Origin of the sequence: Enterobacter sp. 01-M-03-SI-ECC (assembly GCF_047530215.1) — a bacterium.
In the GTDB taxonomy this organism is placed as follows: domain Bacteria; phylum Pseudomonadota; class Gammaproteobacteria; order Enterobacterales; family Enterobacteriaceae; genus Enterobacter; species Enterobacter chengduensis.
Genome location: NZ_JBLKDA010000016.1, coordinates 46259 through 69404, shown reverse-complemented (window position 1 = coordinate 69404; position 23146 = coordinate 46259). Strand labels below are relative to the sequence as shown.

26 protein-coding genes, 1 pseudogene and 1 riboswitch are annotated in these 23146 nt (G+C 54.0%); of the genes and pseudogenes, 2 read left to right on the top strand and 25 right to left on the bottom strand.

The window, feature by feature from the left end; all coding sequences use genetic code 11:
- Window positions 1–40: 40 nt before the first annotated feature.
- Window positions 41–1471: a bifunctional D-glycero-beta-D-manno-heptose-7-phosphate kinase/D-glycero-beta-D-manno-heptose 1-phosphate adenylyltransferase HldE gene (gene hldE, locus ACMWKK_RS15510; protein WP_032642099.1), complete on the top strand. Its 1431-nt coding sequence runs from the start codon at window positions 41–43 to the stop codon at window positions 1469–1471.
- A gap of 113 nt (window positions 1472–1584) precedes the next feature.
- Here the strand turns inward: hldE and ubiK are convergent, their stop codons facing one another.
- Window positions 1585–1881, bottom strand: a complete 297-nt coding sequence (gene ubiK / locus ACMWKK_RS15505) for a ubiquinone biosynthesis accessory factor UbiK (RefSeq protein WP_045330058.1) — start codon at window positions 1879–1881, stop codon at window positions 1585–1587.
- Window positions 1882–2000: 119 nt separating this feature from the next.
- Window positions 2001–2151: riboswitch (FMN riboswitch) on the top strand.
- A gap of 106 nt (window positions 2152–2257) precedes the next feature.
- On the opposite strand from ubiK, the gene ribB reads away from it, so the two are divergent.
- Window positions 2258–2911, top strand: a complete 654-nt coding sequence (ribB, locus tag ACMWKK_RS15500) for a 3,4-dihydroxy-2-butanone-4-phosphate synthase (RefSeq protein WP_045330061.1) — start codon at window positions 2258–2260, stop codon at window positions 2909–2911.
- A gap of 44 nt (window positions 2912–2955) precedes the next feature.
- On the opposite strand, the pseudogene ACMWKK_RS15495 reads toward ribB, so the two are convergent.
- From ACMWKK_RS15495 to ACMWKK_RS15380, 24 genes and pseudogenes are all read right to left on the bottom strand, one after another.
- Window positions 2956–3639 (bottom strand): annotated as a pseudogene (locus tag ACMWKK_RS15495) (type 1 fimbrial protein); the annotation flags it as partial.
- A 298-nt stretch (window positions 3640–3937) separates the two neighbouring features.
- Window positions 3938–4525, bottom strand: a complete 588-nt coding sequence (locus tag ACMWKK_RS15490) for a tail fiber assembly protein (RefSeq protein ID WP_180249605.1) — start codon at window positions 4523–4525, stop codon at window positions 3938–3940.
- The gene (locus ACMWKK_RS15485) at window positions 4525–5508 is read right to left on the bottom strand and encodes a phage tail protein (protein WP_406542860.1); all 984 of its coding nucleotides are present in this window, start codon (window positions 5506–5508) and stop codon (window positions 4525–4527) included. Before ACMWKK_RS15485 ends, ACMWKK_RS15490 begins: the two co-directional genes overlap by 1 nt.
- A 6-nt stretch (window positions 5509–5514) precedes the next feature.
- Window positions 5515–6081, bottom strand: a complete 567-nt coding sequence (locus ACMWKK_RS15480; protein ID WP_180249568.1) for a YmfQ family protein — start codon at window positions 6079–6081, stop codon at window positions 5515–5517.
- Window positions 6078–7145, bottom strand: coding sequence for a baseplate J/gp47 family protein (locus tag ACMWKK_RS15475; protein WP_406542859.1), 1068 nt, complete (start codon window positions 7143–7145; stop codon window positions 6078–6080). Before ACMWKK_RS15475 ends, ACMWKK_RS15480 begins: the two co-directional genes overlap by 4 nt.
- Window positions 7145–7495 carry a phage GP46 family protein gene (locus ACMWKK_RS15470; protein ID WP_049005355.1) on the bottom strand — a complete coding sequence of 117 codons (351 nt, stop codon included), beginning with the start codon at window positions 7493–7495 and terminating at the stop codon, window positions 7145–7147. Before ACMWKK_RS15470 ends, ACMWKK_RS15475 begins: the two co-directional genes overlap by 1 nt.
- An 89-nt stretch (window positions 7496–7584) precedes the next feature.
- A complete protein-coding gene (locus ACMWKK_RS15465) occupies window positions 7585–8190 on the bottom strand; it encodes a phage baseplate assembly protein V (RefSeq protein WP_048978030.1) in 606 nt (201 codons plus the stop codon).
- Window positions 8174–9391 (bottom strand): phage baseplate assembly protein, encoded by a 1218-nt coding sequence (locus tag ACMWKK_RS15460; RefSeq protein WP_096889607.1) that lies wholly within the window; start codon window positions 9389–9391, stop codon window positions 8174–8176. The genes ACMWKK_RS15465 and ACMWKK_RS15460 overlap by 17 nt, the downstream gene beginning before the upstream one ends.
- The gene (locus ACMWKK_RS15455) at window positions 9375–10706 is read right to left on the bottom strand and encodes a DNA circularization protein (RefSeq protein WP_406542858.1); all 1332 of its coding nucleotides are present in this window, start codon (window positions 10704–10706) and stop codon (window positions 9375–9377) included. The genes ACMWKK_RS15460 and ACMWKK_RS15455 overlap by 17 nt, the downstream gene beginning before the upstream one ends.
- Window positions 10703–12943 carry a phage tail tape measure protein gene (locus ACMWKK_RS15450; protein ID WP_406542857.1) on the bottom strand — a complete coding sequence of 747 codons (2241 nt, stop codon included), beginning with the start codon at window positions 12941–12943 and terminating at the stop codon, window positions 10703–10705. Before ACMWKK_RS15450 ends, ACMWKK_RS15455 begins: the two co-directional genes overlap by 4 nt.
- A 134-nt stretch (window positions 12944–13077) precedes the next feature.
- Window positions 13078–13470 carry a hypothetical protein gene (locus tag ACMWKK_RS15445; RefSeq protein ID WP_023311744.1) on the bottom strand — a complete coding sequence of 131 codons (393 nt, stop codon included), beginning with the start codon at window positions 13468–13470 and terminating at the stop codon, window positions 13078–13080.
- Window positions 13471–13845: a hypothetical protein gene (locus tag ACMWKK_RS15440; RefSeq protein ID WP_023311695.1), complete on the bottom strand. Its 375-nt coding sequence runs from the start codon at window positions 13843–13845 to the stop codon at window positions 13471–13473. It lies immediately after the preceding gene.
- Window positions 13846–13858: 13 nt separating this feature from the next.
- Window positions 13859–15277 (bottom strand): phage tail sheath subtilisin-like domain-containing protein, encoded by a 1419-nt coding sequence (locus tag ACMWKK_RS15435; RefSeq protein WP_406542856.1) that lies wholly within the window; start codon window positions 15275–15277, stop codon window positions 13859–13861.
- Window positions 15264–15485 (bottom strand): hypothetical protein, encoded by a 222-nt coding sequence (locus ACMWKK_RS15430; RefSeq protein ID WP_023311698.1) that lies wholly within the window; start codon window positions 15483–15485, stop codon window positions 15264–15266. The genes ACMWKK_RS15435 and ACMWKK_RS15430 overlap by 14 nt, the downstream gene beginning before the upstream one ends.
- The gene (locus ACMWKK_RS15425; RefSeq protein WP_021567601.1) at window positions 15472–16131 is read right to left on the bottom strand and encodes a DUF1834 family protein; all 660 of its coding nucleotides are present in this window, start codon (window positions 16129–16131) and stop codon (window positions 15472–15474) included. Before ACMWKK_RS15425 ends, ACMWKK_RS15430 begins: the two co-directional genes overlap by 14 nt.
- Entirely contained in the window at window positions 16131–16559 is a 429-nt protein-coding gene (locus tag ACMWKK_RS15420) for a gp436 family protein (protein ID WP_060570688.1), read from the bottom strand. The genes ACMWKK_RS15425 and ACMWKK_RS15420 overlap by 1 nt, the downstream gene beginning before the upstream one ends.
- Window positions 16560–16562: 3 nt before the next feature.
- Window positions 16563–16970: an HI1506-related protein gene (locus tag ACMWKK_RS15415; RefSeq protein WP_021567603.1), complete on the bottom strand. Its 408-nt coding sequence runs from the start codon at window positions 16968–16970 to the stop codon at window positions 16563–16565.
- On the bottom strand, window positions 16970–17878 hold the full coding sequence (locus tag ACMWKK_RS15410; protein ID WP_021567604.1) for a Mu-like prophage major head subunit gpT family protein: 909 nt from the start codon (window positions 17876–17878) through the stop codon (window positions 16970–16972). Before ACMWKK_RS15410 ends, ACMWKK_RS15415 begins: the two co-directional genes overlap by 1 nt.
- Before the next feature lie 13 nt (window positions 17879–17891).
- Window positions 17892–18284: a hypothetical protein gene (locus ACMWKK_RS15405; RefSeq protein ID WP_000373840.1), complete on the bottom strand. Its 393-nt coding sequence runs from the start codon at window positions 18282–18284 to the stop codon at window positions 17892–17894.
- A gap of 11 nt (window positions 18285–18295) precedes the next feature.
- Window positions 18296–19411 carry a phage protease gene (locus ACMWKK_RS15400; RefSeq protein ID WP_096889601.1) on the bottom strand — a complete coding sequence of 372 codons (1116 nt, stop codon included), beginning with the start codon at window positions 19409–19411 and terminating at the stop codon, window positions 18296–18298.
- A 55-nt stretch (window positions 19412–19466) separates the two neighbouring features.
- Complete coding sequence (locus tag ACMWKK_RS15395; RefSeq protein WP_096889599.1) at window positions 19467–19676, bottom strand: phage holin; 210 nt, start codon at window positions 19674–19676, stop codon at window positions 19467–19469.
- A gap of 116 nt (window positions 19677–19792) precedes the next feature.
- A complete protein-coding gene (locus ACMWKK_RS15390; protein ID WP_047063499.1) occupies window positions 19793–20335 on the bottom strand; it encodes a phage virion morphogenesis protein in 543 nt (180 codons plus the stop codon).
- The gene (locus ACMWKK_RS15385) at window positions 20332–21591 is read right to left on the bottom strand and encodes a phage minor head protein (RefSeq protein WP_065944685.1); all 1260 of its coding nucleotides are present in this window, start codon (window positions 21589–21591) and stop codon (window positions 20332–20334) included. Before ACMWKK_RS15385 ends, ACMWKK_RS15390 begins: the two co-directional genes overlap by 4 nt.
- Window positions 21578–23146 carry a DUF935 domain-containing protein gene (locus ACMWKK_RS15380; RefSeq protein ID WP_060570694.1) on the bottom strand — a complete coding sequence of 523 codons (1569 nt, stop codon included), beginning with the start codon at window positions 23144–23146 and terminating at the stop codon, window positions 21578–21580. Before ACMWKK_RS15380 ends, ACMWKK_RS15385 begins: the two co-directional genes overlap by 14 nt.

The window sequence follows — 23146 nt, the reverse complement described above, 5'->3', positions numbered from 1 at the left end:
TATTATCGCGCGCAAATTGTGAATCTTTCTGGAGTCAGGAATGAAAGTAACACTGCCAGAGTTTGAACGTGCTGGAGTAATGGTTGTTGGGGATGTGATGCTGGATCGCTACTGGTATGGGCCGACCAGCCGTATCTCTCCGGAAGCGCCGGTACCGGTCGTTAAGGTCGACACCATTGAAGAACGTCCCGGCGGCGCGGCAAACGTGGCGATGAACATTGCCTCTCTGGGCGCGCAGTCGCGTCTGGTGGGCCTGACCGGTATCGACGATGCGGCCCGCGCGCTGAGCAAGTCGCTGGCGGACGTGAACGTGAAGTGCGACTTCGTTTCCGTTCCGACCCACCCGACCATCACCAAGCTGCGCGTGCTGTCGCGCAACCAGCAGCTGATCCGCCTCGACTTTGAAGAAGGATTCGAAGGCGTCGATCCCGAGCCGCTGCACGAGCGTATTAACCAGGCGCTGGGCAATATCGGCGCGCTGGTGCTGTCTGACTACGCCAAAGGCGCGCTGGCCAGCGTGCAGACGATGATCCAGCTGGCGCGTAAAGCGAATGTGCCGGTGCTGATCGACCCAAAAGGCACCGACTTTGAGCGCTATCGCGGCGCGACGCTGCTGACGCCAAACCTCTCCGAGTTTGAAGCGGTGGCGGGCAAATGCAAAACCGAGGAAGAGCTGGTTGAGCGCGGCATGAAGATCATTGCTGACTTCGAGCTCTCCGCGCTGCTGGTGACCCGCTCCGAGCAGGGGATGACGCTGCTGCAGCCGGGCAAAGCGCCGCTGCACATGCCAACCCAGGCGCAGGAAGTGTACGACGTGACCGGTGCCGGTGATACGGTGATCGGCGTGCTGGCGGCGACGCTGGCCGCAGGCAACTCCCTGGAAGAGGCGTGCTACTTCGCCAACGCCGCGGCGGGCGTGGTGGTTGGTAAGCTCGGAACCTCAACCGTTTCCCCGATTGAGCTGGAAAACGCGGTGCGCGGCCGAGCGGACACCGGTTTTGGCGTCATGACCGAAGACGAGCTGAAGGTGGCCGTCGCCGCCGCGCGCAAGCGTGGTGAAAAAGTGGTGATGACCAACGGCGTGTTCGACATTCTGCATGCGGGCCACGTTTCGTATCTGGCAAACGCGCGCAAGCTGGGCGATCGCCTGATTGTGGCGGTCAACAGCGATGCGTCGACCAAACGCCTGAAGGGAGAAACGCGTCCGGTGAACCCGCTTGAGCAGCGTATGATCGTGCTCGGTGCGCTGGAGGCCGTGGACTGGGTGGTGTCATTTGAAGAAGACACGCCGCAGCGCCTGATTGCCGGGATCCTGCCGGACCTGCTGGTGAAGGGCGGGGATTACAAGCCGGAGCAAATCGCGGGCAGCGAAGAGGTCTGGGCCAACGGCGGTGAGGTGATGGTGCTCAACTTTGAGGACGGGTGCTCAACCACCAACATCATTAAGAAGATCCAGAAAGACAGTCAGTAAAAAAACGGGCCGAGTGGCCCGTTTTTCATGTCGGGTGGCGCTTCGCTTACCCGACCTACGCGTACCCGTAGGCCCGGTAAGGCGTAGCCGCCACCGGGCCCATCAGGCAGCACTTATGCCCGATCGTCCACCGGCGGAATGGCCGGTGCCGGCTTCACTTCTTCTGCCGCATTGCGGTTTTCCAGCTCGGTCAGACGCTGTTCCAGCAGCGCCAGCTTTTCGCGGGTGCGCAGCAGCACCTGGGTCTGCACGTCAAACTCTTCGCGGCTGACTAAATCAAGGCGAACCAGCTGGGCCTGCAGCGTCTGGCGGATTTTCTTTTCGACGTCATCACCAAATTCACGAATGCCCTTCGGCATGGATTCGTGAACCTGACGCGCGATCTGCTCAATTTTCTTCGGGTCAATCATCGTGGCTTCCCTTGATAATACGGTGTTGATGAACATTGTAGCGCGTCATGCCCGGGGTAAACAAAATTGTTTGATGCTTATGCATTGCCCAGGATAATCAATAGCGTTATAGTTATCTCGCTTATTCTCAGGGCGGGGCGAAATTCCCCACCGGCGGTAAATCAGCTTAACGCTGAAAGCCCGCGAGCGCTTTGGGTGAATTCTCAAAGGTCAGCAGATCCGGTGTAATTCCGGGGCCGACGGTTAGAGTCCGGATGGGAGAGAGTAACGATCCAGTCGGGCATGGGCCCGCTCACGTTATCTTTTTGCCGCTTATACGGCGCTCCTAAGACTGCCCTGATTCTGGTAACCATAATGTTAATGAGGTTTTTTTACCATGAATCAGACGCTACTTTCCTCTTTTGGCACTTCAACTCAACGTGTTGAACATGCACTGGATGCGCTGCGCGAAGGCCGCGGTGTGATGGTGCTTGACGATGAAAACCGTGAAAACGAAGGCGACATGATTTTCGCCGCCGAAAACATGACCGTTGAACAGATGGCGCTGACCATCCGTCACGGCAGCGGCATCGTCTGCCTGTGTATTAACGAAGATCGCCGTAAGCAGCTCGACCTGCCGATGATGGTCGAAAACAACACCAGCGCCTTCGGGACCGGTTTTACCGTGACCATCGAAGCCGCGCACGGTGTGACCACCGGCGTGTCTGCGGCTGACCGTCTGACCACCGTACGTGCTGCGATTGCTGATGATGCGAAGCCATCCGATCTGCACCGTCCAGGCCACGTCTTCCCGCTGCGCGCGCAGGCGGGCGGCGTGCTGACCCGTGGTGGTCACACCGAAGCGACGATCGACCTGGTGACGCTGGCGGGCTTCAAACCTGCTGGCGTGCTGTGTGAACTGACCAACGATGACGGCACCATGGCGCGCGCGCCGGAGTGCATCACCTTTGCGCGTCTGCACAATATGCCGGTGGTGACGATTGAAGATCTGGTGGAGTACCGCCAGGCGCACGAGCGCAAAGCCAGCTGAAACCGCTGATGTGAAAAAGCCGGGGAAACCCGGCTTTTTTGTGCCTAGTGGTAGTTAATCTTAAACAGCACTACCGTTTCGAACGGGCCAGACTGAATGGCTTTTCCCGCGACAGGGGAGAGCTCTGCCGTGTAGGTTTGTTCATAGTTCAGCGTACTCCCGGTGAAATCCGCATACTCTTCATAATGGTTGTAGGTATAAGGTTCGGTTCCGTTGAGGATACGCAGCTTTAAGCCATTCCCAATCAACAGGGCGGTGTCGTTTTCTGACAGCGATTCCGTGGTGTAGAACGACGAATCCATTTTAAAGCCATCTGAACACTGGGCGTCCTGCACTTTGGTGGTTTTCACCGTAAAGGTGCGCTTGCGCGTCTGCTGATTCACGATGTCGCGGGCGCTGAAGGTCCCGAAATCAATCTCCTGGTTTTCAGGAAAAATGCTGAAGGTGGCCCCGCAGTCGAGAACGGTAATGTTATTCAGCCCGTTAATGTGGTACTTGAGGTTTTTGGCATCGGCCATCTGGTTGACCCCGCCTTTTCCGTCAAACTGCACCACGATGTAGTCCCCCAGCGAACTTTTGTAGCCGTAAGGTGGAATGGCCTTGATGCGGACGTAAAGACGCAGTCGGGCCATGAACGTGCGCGTGGTGTGAATATCATAGGCATTGCCTGAGCATAGCCGGTTCTCCCACCCCATCTGCTTGATTTGCTCCGGGGTGTACATGTGTAGGGCGGCGAAATTTTTCGCACTGGTGTGCGATGCATTTTGCACTGGCTAATTAGGATAAAAATGCAAGAAATGCACAGTGCAAATAAAAACGCCACTATAAACATTCCATCACTTCGTTATAACTTCACTGTTTGTTGTCTCTGTTCCTGAATCACTGTCGTTGAGACATAGTGCTAACCCTATTGCTAGGCATCAGAAGTAATGATTGACGTATAAAGCCCCAGAGGAAAAGACAATAGAACTATCTATCGGCTTGATTCAACTGGGGGGGGTTGATGTAAAAATAGAAGGATTTTAACTACAGTGGTGGAAGAGGCCAGTCAATATCTGGCGCTTTAGACGTGTCCACCGCCTGAAGAGCTTTAATGTACAGCATCCATGCAATCAGGTTATTTTTGTCTTCATCGCTGATAATTCCCAGTTGTAATTCAGTTTGCCAGAAGCTGATTGCTTTCTGTGCTTCTGTCAGCAATGCAGCCTTTTTTAGATCAGCCGCTTTAACATCAGCTGCGTGCTGAGCATCAGCATCCGTTACCCACTTCACGCCATCCCATTTATCATACGGACCTGACGGCACGATGGTAGTGTAGCCATCATGCACAGGGCCAATATAATCAATGGTGGATTGCATTCCGTCAGTGGTTGAGTAGACAATCTCGCCCCGATGCTCTTCTTCCTGACTCCAGGCTCCATTTTTATATACGGCTACTTTTCCCGCCACTTCATCACCGGGGTCCATGTCAGTTGAATTGCCGGGCATACTCACACCAGTATTAATATACTCGTCAGACCAACCAGTATATTCCCCGGTATCCGGAGAATAATAAAAACAGCGAATGTCACCCGGTTCTGTTGCCAGACCGTATTTATCAAAAACAGGTTTCATCATTTAGCCCTTACGAGTAAATTAAATGCAATGTTGCGTGGGCGGTTTTCTGCGGCAGTGCGGTTAACTTTTGAAGAGTCAAAATAAACATTCTTCTGATTGAAAGTGCTCACGGTTCCGGCATTTAATCCGGTTGGCGTCAACTGGGTCATTTCAAATGCCCCGGCTGCCGATGCGTTCACACCCATTGTCACATCGACAAACTGACCTGTAATTGCCTGCTGAGCATCACTCTGCGCGCTTAATAGTGCCCTTCCGCTGTCAACACCTCGCCCGTCATCCCAGATACGCACGAACTCCCCTCGGGATTCTGTTAATTTCAGGCCAGGCCACACTAACGCAAGTTTTGGATACGTGGCTGCGGAGAACGTCGCACCGTTAAACTTCAAAAACACCATGTTGGCCCATTCAGGCATCACCGTATTAGGCATAGCAGAAGATGGCCAGAAGAAAGGTATCCCAATTGCCGGAGCTCCTGATCCCAGGCCAAGATTGATTACAGCCTGTGCAGCATTCGTTGCACCTGTACCTCCGCGAGATGGAGGAAGGGCCACGGTATCTCCATTACCATTCTGCACTCCCCATTCACCGTTATTTGCCAATACAAAAAACAGTTTTAAGTCCGGAGACTGGACACTAGTAAATGCTACTGGTAAGTCAGATGGTGACGATTTGAAAAATTGTAAACCGAGGTTTTCGAGAGCCGTTGCAACTGCACCATCAGATTTAATATCGCCGAATGGATTTGAACGGGTTAGTAAAAGCTTACTTAGTGCAGTTAACAACTGATTATGCTTGCTGGGGTCAACAGGTACTCCTGCAGATGCCAGTACAGCAATAAGCTCTGTCTGTATATCCCTTATTGCGCCCTGAGAGTTATTCAGGTGTTGAGCGTCAACGATGGTACCAAGTTCACCTGTGACAGGATTTCCATCGTGAAAGAGGCTATCCGGTGTGTTTACCGGCGGCATTAAATTTTGCATTTAAGCTTACTCCTGATACGCAAAGTAACAAAAGGTGTGTGCAGGTTTGAGATCGCGAAACACTTCTTCAATGATTGAATCACCAAACGCTGTCAGACTTTCACCAGCTGCAGAACTACCTGCCCTGAAGCGATAAATCTGAGCACCAGAATTTTTAATGTTGACGCGCCATACCCAGATAATGTCCTTTATCCAGAGAGGGTCTCCGGCGCGGTTTATACCTGCACGGAATGGCTGAGGTTCATCAATTGTGATGGTGTAGCCAAGACTCATTGCAAGTTGGGTAAAATAAGGAATACTGAGGCCGCCAACTTCGGACAGCTTGGCGATAACCCGTTGTTGACGCTGCTGATAGGTCGCTCCCTCTGGAGGAGTAATAGCCAGCACACGCTCCCAGTCAGGGAGAAGGCTTTGCGCATAGAATGGGGTAACCCCACCTTCAGCCAGACCTGCGGAAGTTTCTATAGCATCGAATACCGAAGCCTCTGCGCGAATAGAGGCATCAAGAAGGGGCAGTCCTGGGCTATATGAAGACAGGGGTAACAGGCGATTCAGGAGGCTGTAGTAACTCATAGAAGCTCAACCTCCACATTCCCCAGACGCAGCCATTCGACTTTGATCTCGTCTATCGCAGGGTAAATATTCGTGGCCGGAGTGACGATGTCATAGTCCGTTATACCTGGAATGAGTGAGATCAACGTTCCGGCCTGGCTACGTATAAACGCCGCTCCAGGCTCACGACGCAAGTCATCATCCTGTAAAGCGCCTTTAATGGCAGTTTTGGCATCTGCCAGCGTGATGCCATCCAGTGATACCCTGACCAGCACATTAAATGTCTGGATAGCAGGAATGATGACCATTGTGTTTTTGGCCGTCACAGGGCGCACATCATCAATATGTGCCTGAGTTCGGTCTATAACATCCTGCGACGGTAAACCTCCGGCCGATGTAACAGCAACGTCGACCGTTCCGAGACCTCGCCTTAAGGGATAGACATATGCTGCTGAAACGCCTGAGACTTCCAGCGCCCAGCGTTTATAATCGTACTTATTCCCCCCGGCAGGTGGGCGACGAATAATTTCAAGCAGACGGGCAAGCAGCTCCGCATCAGTTTCCTCATCCGTACCGCCAGTCATCAGACCTACGGTCACTGTGCTGTCAAACCCGTCAGGTGTTGTGGTCAGTGTTGCGGAGGTCACTGAGGTGGTGTTACCCGTAGTCCCTGACAGTGAAGACATGGCATTTACGGATGCTTTTCCATCCGGCCCGATAGTAATTTCTTCGGTTGTTGTCCATGAAACACTGTCGCGTTTGAACACAAGACCGGCGGCAGCTAAGGCTCCCGGTTCGCCGGTAAATGTAGCGGGCCCGGAGGCGTTATTTGCTGCTTTTTTACTTAAACCACGTAAGCGGGCATGCAGATAGAGAAATTCCGAATCAGCTGTATCCGGGAATATCTGACGGACTATCCATCCCTGATGCTGATAAAGCCCCTCGGCGACGCTGGCCACACTTGACGCCCGGACATACCAGTCGCTGTCAGGCCCCAGCTTGTGATCAGACAACTGCAGGAGATTTTTGATATCCCGCAGAATGTCTGTGCGAATTTGCGCAGCATTTTTGGTAATGAATGGCATCAGCTGACCTTAACCGGAAATTTCCAGGTCTGCGGCGTTCCGCTCGCGGACGTGACGATGATATGAAGCAGCATCCAGCCTTTTTGCCAGTGCTCTGCAGTTACGGAAATGGACTTAGCGCGACCGTCATCAATAATCGGCTGCAGGGCCTGCTGCGAATACTGCACCGCGAGTTTCTGAACGCGGGACACATCCTTTTCGCGGCGCAGTGTATGTAAAAGAGAGCCCAGAGTTGGATCAGCCCACCATGAGCCAAGGGGCGTCATCAGTCTTAAATAGACGGCATTCGCTAAAGTGTCCGAGCTGTCGCCGGTATAATCGCCGGTCGTTGGGTCAATCAACATTTCCATGCCGTAATACTATCGGCATGGAAATTTAAATTATCGGTGAAGGGGTTCAGTGGGGATTGCTTTTGAAGGAGAACTTACGTTACCACAAATTACATTGGCTGATTAGGTTTCTGCGTTGTGCCTGCATCGCCGCCGTGGTTGTGGTCGTGACCGTCATAAGTCTCGCGCATGGTGTTCAGCGTAGATTTACCGTCAGCAACTTCATTACTGCCTTTCAGCAATGGCGTATCAAAATCTGCCCGCTCTGAGGCTGTCGTTTTATACGTTTTGGTATTAACAATATGCTCTTCGGTATTCACGGTATGTTTTTTAGTATTAACAATATATTCATCACAGTTCACTTCAATAATTTTCCCGCGCTTCAGGATAATGTTGCTGCCTTCATCCGAATAAATGGCAAGCTCACCACTTTTCAGGCTCTTTAGCCTGTATGAAGCGTGTTCCGTGGCAATCACCACGCTATGACTGGTGCGCCCGTTAAGCGGGAGCATAATGGCTTTAGTCCCCCTGGGCGGGTTGGATGTAAAACCGTACTGCTGGAACATCTCCACATCCTGCAGGGACTCCGTAGCCAGACCTTTACCCTGAATGGTCTGAATATCACCGCCGCTGTTAACCCTTATCAAAACGCCCCTGAAGGCCTGTCTTATACGGTTTAACGCCGTGTTAATACGAGAATCAATTTTGTTCCACATCGATAATCTCCAGCTCTTTATTTACCTTGGCGCGGCGTTTACGTGATTTCCGTTTTTTCGGATAAGCGTCCGGTATCCATATTCCATCCTCTTTGAGACGCAGGGTGGTAATGGTGTTGTCTGGCCGTCCACCTGAAAACTCTCTTCCCATGAGGAAGTAAATGTCATCAATGCCGTGTGGCTCGCTTCGGACACGGATACGCTGGCCCGGTTGCCATAACTGACCGTTCTCCATGCGATGGCCTTTAACAATAGCTGTCAGATCAAACCCGTTAAGACGGGCGTCAGCCATGGCCTTTCTTGCGCGATAATCAACCTGCGCCTGGTTATCAGCATCACCGGCAACCATAATCTGCGGACGATAGAAAGGTACGGTACTGTCGCGAACGGTACTACGTAAGCCATGAAAGCCGTTCTCTGCAGAGCCGGTGCTGTCATAAATATCATCGGCATCATCGTCGTCTTCTGCGTCAGCGCTCTGGCCATCAACGTCAATAACATCGAGCTTCCCGGATTTTTTCCCCTGGCCGTGTCCCTGTGCCAGCATTGTCAATTCAGAGAATGCCCCGGTAATGGATGACCGGTCACTGAGATCGAGGACATTATTTCCCCGACCGTCACGATTAAGAATCAGCGTGGCCACCGGGTCTTTTGTGTAGTCCGGCCCACCAATAACCAGCGTGCCATCTGGCTCAAACCATGGCCATAACCCGCGTGCAGCAGCTGCTCGCTCAAGCGTATCCCACGCACGCTCTCCGGGTTCAACGCTGACCTTGTCATTACGCAGGGATGACTCAGCCTCAATGCGGATGTTCGTTACCCCCAGCGGCCTGACGACCTGGGCGATCACTTCTTCAAGACTGAGCTGACGGGAGGTAAAAACGGGTGAAGCGCAGTCAACAAGCACGGCAGCGCCATCGCGGCCGGAAAGCGATAAAGAGACCTGCTGACGGGATACGCGGCGCTGAACCACATCCACCCGGCCGGACATCACCACATCATTACCCACCCTGACCAGTACCGGCACACCTCGTTTAATGGCCGCAGGGAAAATACCGTCAGGCAGCCCAAGCGTTACGCTCCATGCATCGGAGGGGATCAGAAAATCGGAGTCAATCTGATAGCGGCTCCATGCACTATGGATTTTGCCATCAATAACCAGGCTCACTATATTCTGCGAATCTTTATCTTGAGTAGGCATTCAGAACGTCACCGGCTTTGATGTTGTTAGGATTACGTAGTGTCGGATTGAGACGCAGCAACTCGGCGGCGCGGGTGTAGTCCTCGTACCACAGATGGGCCAGCAAATGCAGGTTGGTGTCGGACAATATCACTCGCGTCGTCAGTGGCGGTCTGCTGGTGATAACCGCTGCACCCAGCTCCTGAACGGTCAGGGCAATATCCTTGAGGCTTTCAACCACGGGTTGCCATGTCACGCCACCAGGTGTTTCACCGGCGCTCACGTTTTGCGTATCGGCAGCAAAGGTGTCCCGCGTCTGGTCGATTGCCGTCTGAATGGCCGTCCTGGTGTCGTTGGTGATCTGCTCAATATCAACAGGAGACAGAATATCGCTGATGCTGCTGTCACTGAGTATGTCTGAAGCATCAAGTGCCAGCTGGATTGCAACCTGGATTTTTACCGCTGTTACCAGCTCGGTAATATCCGAGGTTGATGAGCCTGCCGGAACGGCAACAGCAACCGTCTTTTGCCCGGTCACTATCTGCTGAGGTAATGCGGCCACATCCTGCAGATTGTTACGGCCATTCTTCCAGTCGGCCATCACGATGCCCGCTGTACCGGAAACGTCTGAGGACTGTGAATAGCTTCCTGGGTTATTACTGACGCTTGATTTGGACTGAAGCGACGTCAGGCTCAGCGCACTCTGCAGGTCATTCATGAACGCTTTCGGATAATTAACAAAATCCGAGGTGGAACTGACAAATCCCGTCAGTTCCCCCTTAAGTACGGTCACCATATTCAGCGTCGTGGTTGCCAGGGATTTCGCTTTCTTCATCCACTTTTTCGCTGTACGAAGAGGCGAGAGAATATTGTCGATGGCCGTCTGGGCTTTCTCCAGAGCGGATTGCGCATGGTTGAAAATGATATCGGCCTTCGACAGCGGGAAGTCACTGCCAAAGAAAGGCAGTTTAAGTCCACCCTGTATAAAGACCACTTCGACAACGCAGTAATCAACGTTCTCCGCTTCATGCGATGCCTGATACTCAATGCACTGCATGCCCGTCATGGAGCCGAAAACCGGGTGGATTAACTCCGCGCTGCCGCGTGTATCCAGCGCCGCCAGAAACGCCTGCAGTCGCACATCGTAATCGTCGCCCCAGAAAAGGACCGTCATTCGCAGGTTACGAGGCTTGCGGCCAAGGTCATCAACATCGCCACCGTCCACATAGGGATACTCATACGTCGCAATGTCGCGGCTGGCGCTGTCACGGGTATTAACCACATCGAAGCGGACGCCCCTGAATGAGGCATCCTGTAATGAATCTTCCCAGCTCACTGCGGGCCTCCTGTTGAGCCGCGAACGGATTGATCGCCATTGTACTCATTGACCGCTTCTGCAATCTGACGATTATCGAGCATGACTTTGGTTGTGATGTTTACTGGCTGAGGCTTTTGTTGCTGCTGAGGCAACAGATAAGACGGCACGCCTGTTGTTGCTGGTGAGTTTTGGCCTATTGTTGCAGGAGAACTCCACCAGGACTTGACCATCGAAAAGAGATCAACATCGAAAAGAGGTTTTTTATTATTTTCTTTTTCCTGAAGTTTTTGTGCAAAAAGCTCACCTGTAGTAATCCCTCTGGATTTAGCTTCCTCATCAGCAGAGTCGAATTTATCCTTGGCGGACTCATAAAGAATATTTGCCACATTTGCATATGAAGCCCATTTACCTAGTTGCCCTGGCAAATCACTGCTCCCCCCGAGAAACTTATCAAGGAAACCTTCTTTATCGCCGCCTATTTCCTGAGCATTAGTGACATAAACAGGTATGGCATTACTACCAGAGGCACCTTCCGCGAGTATTTCAAGAGGGTTTGAACCAGCTGGTTTGCCCCCTGTAATCCCTCTTCCTGACATCCATTTTATCGCACCAAATACCGCCGCAGCTGAAGCCATTGCTTTAATCCCAATAGCAGCATCAGAAACTGCCCTGGTTAAACCAGGATATTCCTCTGCATACTTCAGTAATTTATCTGAAAGATATCCAAGGGAATCGGATAAAGGTTTGACTGAATCCATCTCCTGAAAGTCTCTCTCGTTATCAAGTTGTCCTAGTTTGAATCCTGGTTGTTCCGACATTAAGGAAAAATTCAGATCGCCAGCCGTTTTTCCCGTTGATAAATTACGCTGAGAATTAGCCTCGGAAATAACGTCCTGCGTATAGGTTTTGTTTCCTCTGTATCCGAGAAGTGCAAGTAAAGCCTGTTGGTCTGCAATTATTTTCCCAATCCCTGACCCTTCCAGTATTTTTGCCTGAGAATTGATAATATCTTTCCTTTCATTTTCAGGAGCTGTTTTAAGTTTTTCTTCTAATTTTTTATACGCAGGATTAGATGCAACAACCTTATCTACAATTTGGTTGAATGTTTCGAGAGGATTAACACCTTTACCTACACCTTTGGCGAGGCTACCAGAAAGATCAACTCCTCGACCACTCGGTAATTTTATTCTCGCGGCGGCATTAGCCGCATCCTGGCTATTTAATTTCAATAAAAGATTATTCAGGTTATTACCAGCCTGGTCAGAAGAGCCTGCGGTAATGGCTGATGCCTGATTCCAGCCCAATAACACTGCAAAATCGTCCAGTCCCTTCATGCCAGCATTACCGGCACTGGCAAGTTGCGACGGAAGCCACTTAGCCATATCCTTCAACTCAAAAGAACCGCTTTGTCCGGCACTAATCGACATATTCAGTGCTTTATCAAGGTCACTATCTTGAATTCCAAACGACTGTTTTAATTTAATTGCGATATTTGCAAGGTCTGCGGGATCTGCTCCTGTTGCAGTTGAGTATTTTTGAATCATAGGCAACATTGATTTCGCTGATTCCATGCTTACAGAACCCGATGCGAGCATAGCATCCAGCGTTTCAGCGGCTGATTCTTTAGTCCCACCACCGGTTTTAACTGAATGACGGATAAGGGAATCCATCTCCTTCATACCAGTACGCCTGCCTTCCAGACCCTGATCGGCATAGGCTGTGTTAGCCATCATTGCCAGTCTCTGCTGGTAACTCATTTGGTTCGAGACCGGACGGATCAGTGTTGCGCCTGCTGCCATTACCCCACCGGCTACAGCTGAAATAGTTGAGCCTGCAGCACCTAGTTTTTGCATTTGGCTCATACCTTCACCAACACCGTTCAGTTCGCTGCGCAAATTGCGCACTTTATCCTTCATGGCTGAGAAGGCTCTGGTCTGCTCATTAGCGGACAGCATACCGGTGCGGGTGAGGCGATTATAGGCCGCCATGGTCTGCTGTATTTCACGCTGAATATCGCGCTCTGAGCGAATGCCAAGAGTTGATCGCGCCGAACTGGCGCGACGGTATTCGTCCTGGAGAGAACGGGAAGCGCGAATCGCTGTGGTTGAGTTCTGCTGGCGGGATTTCGCCAGCTCATCATCGGTTTTTTGCGCCGCTTTGGTATCACGGCTGATGCCCTGCAGTGCCTGTTTAAGCACTTTGGAGCCGGTATCACGAGCAAGCAGCTGCAACGCCAGTTGTAAGTTACGCGCCATGGACTATCTCCGTTTGCCGACTTTCTTCCGGCGTTGCGATTTGACAGTGCGGGTTGTGCGGGTGGTGGTTTGCCCGGTTTTCTTTCCATGTAACCGGGCAAGTGCTTCGGTGTAGCCGTCGAGCTCCGTTCGGGTCATGCTTCCGATTTGTTGTTCACTGATCCCATATCGCCCGAGGGCGAGGACGAGGGTTCGGTACCCGGTGAGCTTTTGTTCAAATCCATCCGCTTTTTTTTAACGGCGTCAATCTGAGCATCAATGAGATCGAAATCATCATCATTCAGCCCATCAAGGAGCAACTCTGGTGTTATGTCTTTCTTATCCAGTGAACCGAGTGCTTCAATTGCCAGTGCCATCAGCGCCACGCGATAATACAACCCCGCCGATGCCCCTTCGGTTGTTCCGCAAGCCTCATCAGTGAGACGCAGGGCTTCAATAGTGTCCCTGACAACCGGCATCCTGACGGCAAAATCAAAATGGACTTTATCACCGTATTTAACGCCATATAAAAGCTGCTGCTTTTCCATTTATTCCTCCACCCGACGAAGTGCATTCATGGTGATATCGCGCTTCGCTTCGTTATCGACGGTATACTGAGCCCCGGCCTGAGTGCTGAAGCAGTCCAGGTAAGAAACACGTTTACCGCTGCTGTTGAGTGGATACTGGGTGATTTTCGCACCTTCAATACCGCCCCAGTTCAGGTCGCCGGATTCCGGGATGACCACCGTAACGGTCAGCTGAATCTCTTCGATGCCACGGGAGAAACCTTTGGCGCGGCCCGTTTTGTTCATCGTCTTCACAAGCTTTCGCCCGGTGGTCACATCTTCCTTGAGGTCAGTCACTTCAATTTCCTGGCCGTCGACTTCCATGACGATCGCGCCAACATATTCTTCAAGAGCCATTCTGGTTTACCCCTCAGAGCAGCAAATCAATTCGACCGGCAAAGACGTGCAGGCCATTCACAACATCCGCAGGAATGCGACCGTTCAGCTGGTTAACATCCTGCAGATCGCGCTCAACAATAAGACCGTCTTTGTTGGCATCCACCTCCTCGACAATCTCCAGCTCCTCCAGCTTGTAAAGCACATCAAGCAGTTCGCTTCGCACCTTCGGCGGCGTCCTTGAGCTGAGCTTGTCGCGCGGGAATCGCAGAGCGATGCGTTCACGGCAGGCCTTGCGCACGTAGTCCAGCGTTCGGATGGTGGTGATATCCAGCAGCGCCACATCATCCACGCCCTGGGCGTTTTTGGTGTAGGTGCTGATAGCGCGAACGATCTGCACTTTGTCACCGGGGCCAATCTCAAACGGCGTAAGACCATTACGCAGGGCGTTCTCCTGCTCGGTTCGCCCTGGCTGACTCTCTACTGCAGTCACGTCCAGCGTGCTCATCGCAAGGGTGTTCAGCGGGCGGGCCGGGTCCTCTTCACTGGCGATAACAGCAGCATAGGCAGCGGCAATCTGCGCCGGGGTTTTTACCGAGCCACTATGCCAGCCCAGCGTGATACGCCCGTCATTCAGTGAGGCTGCCAGTGCAATGCCGGTGGAAAGCGACTTGCGCCAGCCACCCACGCCGATTGCACCGCGCTGCTCCATCGCATTGCTGACGTTTGTCAGATGGTTACGCAGTGCCGTCATCGCCTCCTGGGTGGAGAACGGGCAAACAACAATGTTATGACCTGCTGAGAACGCCGCTGCCAGCGCTGGCGTAATATCCGGATCAACATTGCCGCCTGCAAGAGTGGTCGCCGCTGCTGTGATACCCGCTGCCGTCACGGCGGAAGAGACAATAATGTCGTTACCAACCGCCCCTTTATGGCGGCAGGTCAGGGTCACTTCCCCCGCGTTTGCCGTCGCTGTCACTGGCAACCCGTCTTTCTGGGTAATCAGTTCCGTCAACGCTGCCGCAATGGTCTCTGCCGTATCTGCTGTCGAAATACCGACATCAATACGGGTGCCATTAATGGTCACGCTCAGCTTCCCGCTGGAAGATGCTGTGCCGGTCAGGGTGACTTTGCCCGTCGCGGCTGTTGCAGTGGCCGCATCGCTGACCCCGACGATCTGCAGTTGCAGATAGGGGTAGGCACCGATGGCCGCCGTGGCCATCAGATGCGCCAGTGAGCCACGGCCAAAGTACGTCGCAGCCTCTTCATCAGAGAAAACAGACTGAATGACAAGCGGTGCAGACGAACCGGAGGCCAGCATTGGTGCAATCATCAGCACCTTCTGGGTGTTACCCGGCAGGGTACGAACGGCCAGGCGGGTGTTGAACTCAATATACTGACCTGGCTTGCGGTTCGTACCGATAGTGTCAAAACTGATATTAGGACTGCTCACCGTTCACCTCCGTGCTGACTGCGTTATTTTTGTTTTTGGTGTTCTTGTCACTGTCCGTGACAATAATCAGATCACCGGCCATTACCTGACGCTGGTAATAAGCGGTGTTCTCCACCTCAAGGGGTTCCGCATCGGTGATGTAGCGGCGCGCATTATCCTCGCGCGGCACGCTCAACCCACTGGCGGCTTTTACTTTAATTTTGCTCATGACTGATAATGTCCTCTGCTGCATTGTCTTTATCAGGCTGCTTAAGATCGTAACTGAGTCGGGTTTTCAGCCATGCCGGGTCATCGTCGGTGGTGGCACCGCCATAAATCTGGAACATATGATCAACATGGCCTTCCGGCGCATCCGTAAGCGGGTAACGCCCGTTCTCCAGCGCTGACTCAATCCATTTCGTGTCGAACTCGCAGGCAAAAACGGAAAATGCCTGAGTCTCTATCTGGGTGTTGAAGAGCGTGCGCACGCGACCGGGGCTGAGCGGGTCAATTTTAATACCCGTATCCGCCATATCCTGACCGGACAGCAGACGACGAACGGCAGCAACAAGAATGTACGTACCGACCTCCTGTACGTGCGGCCCACCCATACGGGCCGCTTCTTCACTGCGCAGGCTGCGCTCGCCTACCACCACGACAAAGCGACCGTGCGTGACAAACCGTTGCCGTGCTGTGCTGTATGGCTCGGTTTTTTGGACCCCGCCAAACGTCACCCAGACGGCAGGCAGCTGGCGCAGTACCTCCGCAGGCTCGCCGTCCAGCTCGCCGCCGTAGGAGCGCACGTTCTTAGCCATACGGCCCATACCTTTGCGAAGCCGCTCCACGATGGCTTTTTCAATATCCGTAATCACCATCAGAAACTTCCTCCGCCAGTCTGGTCACGTCCGAAGACGCGACCACCCGACACCATCCGCGCACCGGTTCCGCTTTTCACCACTTCCCCCGTCGTCGTGCGGCCCAGATTGATTCGCCCGGATGCAACTTTTTCCAGGTAACGAACGGTGTCCTCATACCGCTCGCGGATTTCCGCTGTCATCTGGGTCTCAGAGCCGCACAGAAGATAGCGGGCAATGTTGCAGCAGCGACCGACGAGAACACGGGGCTCATCAGCCCAGGGCACCGGATAGCGACCGCAGAGATATCCGTCGATTTCAGCGCTGGCCTGAACGAGTGCGCCGTTCAGCACATCATCGTCAATCTGCCCGGTGTAGCTGCGGTCGGTGAGCGACACGCATTCGCGCTCACCAAACGCCCTGACCATGTCCTCCCGGTTCGCGTACATGGCTTACCCCTTGGCCTTTTTGTCCGTGTTTTCCGAACCGGCCTGCAGCGCATCCAGCTTCTGACTCAGTGCATCACGTACTGTCTCCAGCTCCGTGATGGTGCCGTTTGCACTGGCAAGCTGCTGCTTAAGCGCGTCGCCATCCTGGTTGAGCTGCAGAACCGTCGCCTCCAGCTCGCTGACGCGTGCCCTGAGGCCGTCACGCTCGGTGGTCAGGGCGGAAACAGCATCGCCGTCGCCAGCGTTTTCAGGCACATCCTGCAAACGAACCACAATCAGATTGGGATCGTTTTCCAGAATCTGGAGTTCGCTGTCGCTGAAATGGTCATCCGGCCAGGTGACAGTATTCGCGCTGTGGGCGATGCCGAGACGGCGAAAGCCATCGCGGCGGGCAGTGATTTGAATCGGCATTATGCGTCCTCCCCGGTGGAGCCATACGCCATCTGCCAGAAGCCGTAGCCACCATTTGCACGGGCTTCAGCACCGAAGATGAACTTCTTGCGCATAAAGACGTTGTCAGCGTTGTAGTCGGTCTGCTCGACAAAGACCGGTTTTTTACGCTCCTGATAAATCAGGGGCTTCACGGGTTTTGACGTGTCCAGCAGGAACCAGGCGGTATCTGACGTCAGCTCCGGCACAACCAGAACTTCAGCCGTCCCCTTGTATGGGTTTGGCGTATTGTCAGGGAAGCGGTCAGCCGTCATCAGATAGTTGGCATCGTCTTCAAGAGCCGGAGGCACAACCAGGATGGTCGGGCGAATTTTCAGGGACGCGCCTTCATCATCCTTCAGGCTGCGCATGGCCGTTCGTGCAGCCCCGTAACTTGCTTTTGCGGCGGCAAGCGAGGTAACGGCAAGCTTTTTCGTGCCTTTGTTAGAGACCGACTTGCCCCCCGAAAGGTGGTCGGTATCAAAGAAGGGCTGACCGTCGTAGCAAAGATTGGTGAAACCTTTGCTCAGGAGCGCGAAGACGATATCGGCAGGCAGTTCTGCAGCGGACTGGCCCGCACCTTTCGCCTGCAGGGCATAGCCCATGATCTGATCGTCTTCGATATCGTTACGCTCAACTTCTACCGTCGCTTCCCAGTCTTTGTTGCGGATGGTGTAGTTGAACGCGGCGAGCGCTTTAACCACCTTGTCGCCAATCCACTCACGCATTTTCGGGAAACGGCTCAGCCAGCTGTAGTCGTTTTCTTTCCCGGTCGACGGCACCACCATGGCAATCTTCTGCCAGTCGGACGGAGCCTGATCAAAGGCGTTCTGGAAGGTCGCTTTCAGATTAATGAAAATCTGACGTACATTTTTTACGTTAATTAACACGGTTCTCTCCTTATTAAATCAGAACCCAGACGCCATCATTCTCAAGGCCCAGCACCTTTCCTGCGACCGGGCGGGCGTTGGTATCACTGGTTTTGGCCACGGTCTGGCTGTCCACCACGTAGCAATCCTTACCAATCTGCGTCTGCGTGACCGCATCAGCAGTGCTGTTGGCAAGGAACCAGGCTTTACCGCGACGAACCAGCACGCTCGCATCACCGGCTGCACCGGCAGAGTTATCCACCCAGCCATCACAGATGCCGAGGGTGGTATTGGCCGCCGTGGCGCTGCCTGGTACAGCAAAGCCCGCTGCGTTGGCCGCAATAATATGGCCGCCAAAGAGTTCAGTGGCTGCCGCAACCGGGACGGCAAACAGCTGGCCGTCGCGATAAGGGGTATGACGATCCATTTCGCTCTCCTTTATTTGAGGTATTTCGCGACGCTTTCCGGGTCATTGCCCATCATGGAGCAGATGGCCGGGTCAATCGCATCATCTTCAGCACCCTGTGACGGGCGTGGCGGAAGGCCCGCTGGAGGTTGCCCCTGCGTCTGACTGGTAGTCAGTGCGGCAATCTTTGGCGCTTTTTCGATAAAGGCGGTAAGACTGGCCGGATCGGATTTCGCCAGTGACGCAGCCCATGCCTGCTGCGCCGGAAGCAGACGACCGTCGCTGAGGGCAACCGTAATCAGCGCCTCAGCCTGCTGTGTGGCAAGTGCGGCGGTATTACCCGCACCGGCACGCTCTGTTGCCTGCTGAACGGCTGAATGCATGACCTCCACCGAAACCCACTTAGCCGGGTCAGGCGTGTCGAGTTTCGCTGTCAGGTCGGCGATGCTCTGCGCGTTCTGGTTCAGGATATCCAGCAGACTGACCGAAGCCGCTGCAGTCCCCTGGCCACCGGAAATCATGGTGATGATTTTTTGCAGCTCAGCCAGGATATCTTCTTTCGTTGAAGCGGTTGGCAGATTGAGCATCCAGCGCAGGTTGCTCAGTAGCTCGTTGAGAAATTCTTCATCCATTTCGGTCTGACCCTCTGTGGTTAAATGCGCGGCCATCAGGGAGGCGGCAGCAAGTAACACTTCCTCCATCCCGTCGACCGCTGGTGTATTGGTCAGACCGGCGTTGAGCAACTCCAGCACCTGACCGGTTTTGTCGTAAGAAAATACGGGGGAAATAAAGCGATATGCTTTTGCTGCCACCATGTCTGCAGCGGCAGTGGTCCACTCAACATCGACAGCAAAGAGGCCTTCACCTTCCCGCCACTCCAGCTTTTTGAAAAAGGCCGCAGCGGGAGCTGGCAGACCATTTTTGGCTGAGCGTAATGTCTGATGTTCATAGTCCAGGACATACGGCGTCTCGCGTGCATCGGCTGCGGCAATCAACCGCTCGGCGATTTCACGCGTCATCAGCCAGGCGGCACATTCGTTCGGACGGCCATCTCGGGCGCGGAATTCACCAGCCGGGAAGAGCTGGATGACACCGGGAGTGGCGGTGTTAATTTCCTGGGTGAGTGAAGCGATGAGTGTCTTTTTCATGGTGCCGACGATACGGCACCACTGCGGGGAGGTTCAGATGAAGAGGTTCAGTGGATTATTGCTGAGGATCGTTTTCTTTGGTTGTCGGCTTATCGGGTTTAGCAGACTGACGCTTCTGATGCCGGCGGGCAAAGTATCGGTCAGTGAGCCACTCAGCAACCTTTATAACCAGGCCCCCAAAGATGCCAATGAAAACCCACTGCTGCGGGGTGAAATAATCAAGGAAAGCTTTGAATGTGTCCAGTTGCTCGCTCCAGTAATGCATTTATGAGCCCAGACCTTTTTAAACCGCTTTTAAAAACGTCTGAATACCTTCTGGCCGAATCACTCTAGCACAATCAGACTGAACGCGTCACAGCGCCTTACAGGACGAATTTGCCCTCAGTCTAAAATACGTTTCAGATATTGCTCAGCCGTACTCTCCATCTTCTCCACGTCATCTTCGGTGAGATGCAGGAAAGGACGCGCGGGCATCTTAATTTTATACGCCCCGATAGTGTTCCACTGTTCAAAGTTGGAGCGGGATTTTTTAACGAACCGGTTACCCACTGAACCATCCTTGTTCTGGCGGTAGTAGGCTTTCTGGCTGCGGGCCGGAATGCTGATTTCCCCGCCTTCCTGATGGATGCGGGCGTATTTCACATTGGTCCCGACCGTCGCCTCATCATTCGTGCTGTACTGCGTGATACTCGCCGCCAGTCGACCGCTCTTCTGGAGAATTTTACCGCCCCGGCGCTGACGGGCATATGCCGGACTCCAGCCCATCCACGCGGGCCGCCCCTGTTGCGCGAAGTTTTCTTCAACCGCATCCCCCATGGCAGCGGCCATCTCACGCATCAGGGGGGCGCGGTTTTCCAGCTTTTTAATGAGTTCACCGAGTGAGCGCTCAAAGTCACCAATGTCATACCTGATGGCGTAGCTCATGATTTCAGCTCCAGCAGCTGCGCCGCGCGTTCAGATAACACATCGCCAGGGGTGACGGTGGCACCGGCGTTTACAAGCGACAGACGCCAGCCATCGTCAGACTGCACACCACGCACGGCGCGGGTGCCGTTCTGCCCGGAGAGGAGCCACACCAGAGCGTCATCATCAAGCCAGACACCAGCTGGCTGACGGAGCAGAACGGGAAGCTCTGACCACATCGGGCCCGGAGCCAGCCGGACATCCTCTTCGTGAATGCTTAATGTGATCGCACCGTTAACACCACGCTCTTCGAGGCGATTCAGCAGCTCAGGCTGGATACCGCCGACGCGCCTCAGGTCGCCACGGGTCTTCTGCCGCACGCTGACGGTGTCGACCCAGCGACGCACATCATCGCTGACGGCATCCAGCACAGCAGGTTCAGACAGGGTTTCATGGATGGCCTGAGAAGCAATCCGGGGCGTGGTGGTTACAGATTTATCCATAAGGCGCTGTCCAAGAGAAGAGAGCCAGCCCTGACCCGGATTGTGCCCGAATCCGGCATCAGGCGTGTAAAGCTCGCCGTTGAAGCGTAACGCCTTAACGTCACGGGTTTCTTTTGGTCCCCATGCCTGCTGTACCGTGACAATGTCCTGCTCCCACGATTTGACCTCAATCCCCATGCGGTCTGCATCCGCCTGAGTTCGGGCACGAATGCGGCAGCGGCAGTGGTATCCGTCAGGCGGGTACATAAACTGCCACACTGGATCGTCATAGCGGGCAGTAAAACCATTGAGTCTGGCGTGAAGTGGCCGGGTGTGCATGTCCATGACGGCCACGCGTTCCCATATGGGGCGAAATTCCGCGTTGGCCATCTGCTCCACATAGCGCCCGGCACCATAGGCCGCCTGCATATTGGTTTCAAAGATGGTGCGCAGACGGCGTGGCGTGAGTTGCTTACCCTCCAGAACGCCATCTTCATCAGCGACCAGCCTGGCACGGTCGGCGAGCCAGCCCTTACGGATCAACGTTGGGGTAATCTGCCGTTCGAAGTCACGAAGCGTGCCGCCGTTAACAATATGCTCGCGCAACGATTTATGAATATCCTCAAGCACATCCTGTTTAAGGACGCCCGCCACGGTGAAACTGGTGGCATGGGCGCGGGCCTCAATATCGTGCCAGTTAAAACCGGTGGCGTAGCCCTTCGACTCGAAGTAGGCAATCGCTTCTTCGGGCTTTAACCCGATGGCGTACCCCAGATCAACATCAGCTTTCGGCATTGAGTCGCCCCCAGACCTCGCTGACAAACAGCGCCTGCTTTATCAGCTGTTGCAGCTGCGTGTCATCCAGCTGAGGGTAACTCGCAGCAATGATATCCAGAGCTTCATCAGGGCTTTGCCCCTTGCTCAGGGCCGAGACCAGCGGAGCAATCAGCTTATCCATGGCCACCGCGATGCTCTCCCCAGGCGACGTGGCGCTGTCCAGCGCATCCTGAGCAGGGTCAACAACCTCGCCCGTGGTGCTCAGTGCCGCGAAATGACGGAATACCGGCGTGGTGCTCAGCCCCACCGGAGAGGGAGTTGCGGGCGGCGTCAGCACAGCCTCGTTCTCTTTTGGCACCGGAATCCCGACCTTTTTGTGTATCCATGAGGTCGGGATAGTGTCCATCCCGGCGCGTACCAGTGCGGAAACACCATTGGCGAAGGTTTCAATACTCTCCAGCTCACGGGTATCAAATACCAGGCGCGGCTGACGGCGCGGGCTGACGTTATAACCATTAATGGCCAGTAACATACGAATGAAGCCACGGTAAAACCCTTCCAGCTGGCGGGCATCAGCGGTCAGCAGATCGTGGCGGACTTCGTTATGCACATTACCAAGGGCATTTGTTGAGGACTTGCCGTCTGCCTGTGACGTCAGCGTGCCGCCGAGAATGACCTTTGATTCGGTACGTTCGCACCAGTTAATCATCGCCATGAAAGGATCAGACTGCCCCTCAGCGGCATCCTTAAATTCGATTTTGGTGTTATCAGGGATGATCCCCGAGGCGTTATGACCGATGCTGACCAGCGCTTCCATGAGTTTATCCTGCTCATCCTGGCTGGCCCCGGACATATACGACCCGATACGCGGTGGCAGCCCGTAGATTTCCAGGAACTCAGCGAGATCGCGCACGCTGTAGTTTTTAAACAGATATGGCCAGACCAGTACGCGGTATAACCCTGACTGCGCGATATAGCCTGACTTGGCGTTATGCGTATGCACCAGCCAGCCAAATGGCCAGAGTTCTTCTCCACCCAGCGTGCCGGTGTTAAGACGCACCTCGTCCCCGGCTTCCGGCGTGGTACAGAACCAGCGATGCGGACGCAGTTTGATTTTGACAGGCAGCCACAGATTGCCGTCAAGCTCCCACTTTTCAATCTCCTGAGCGGAAAAGCCATGCCCGATAGCTTCAGCCGCATTCAGGGTAATATCTTCCATCTCCTGAAGGTCCGCGAACCAGCTGGCCACCATCGCGGCGATCTGCTTTTCTTCCGCCGTCGCGTTCGGCGGTGGCTCGATGCTCCAGTCCAGAGTAAGCAGCGCATTCTTGCGCTTGGCCATTTCAGAAAAGATATGCCCGTCCCGCTCAACCATATCTTCAAAAAGGTCAGCCTGAGCCGCCAGGTCGCCGCGCTCAGCCGCTTCCAGAAGGCGAGGAAGCCGGGCAATGGTCATTCCCCGTGAGGGGTGAGTTGGCCAGTCACGCTGCAGCTCGAACGTGCGGGAGGTCTGGGGGGCTTTAAGCACCTCTTTATTAAGCGGGCGACCATACTGGTCAAGAATCTGAACCAT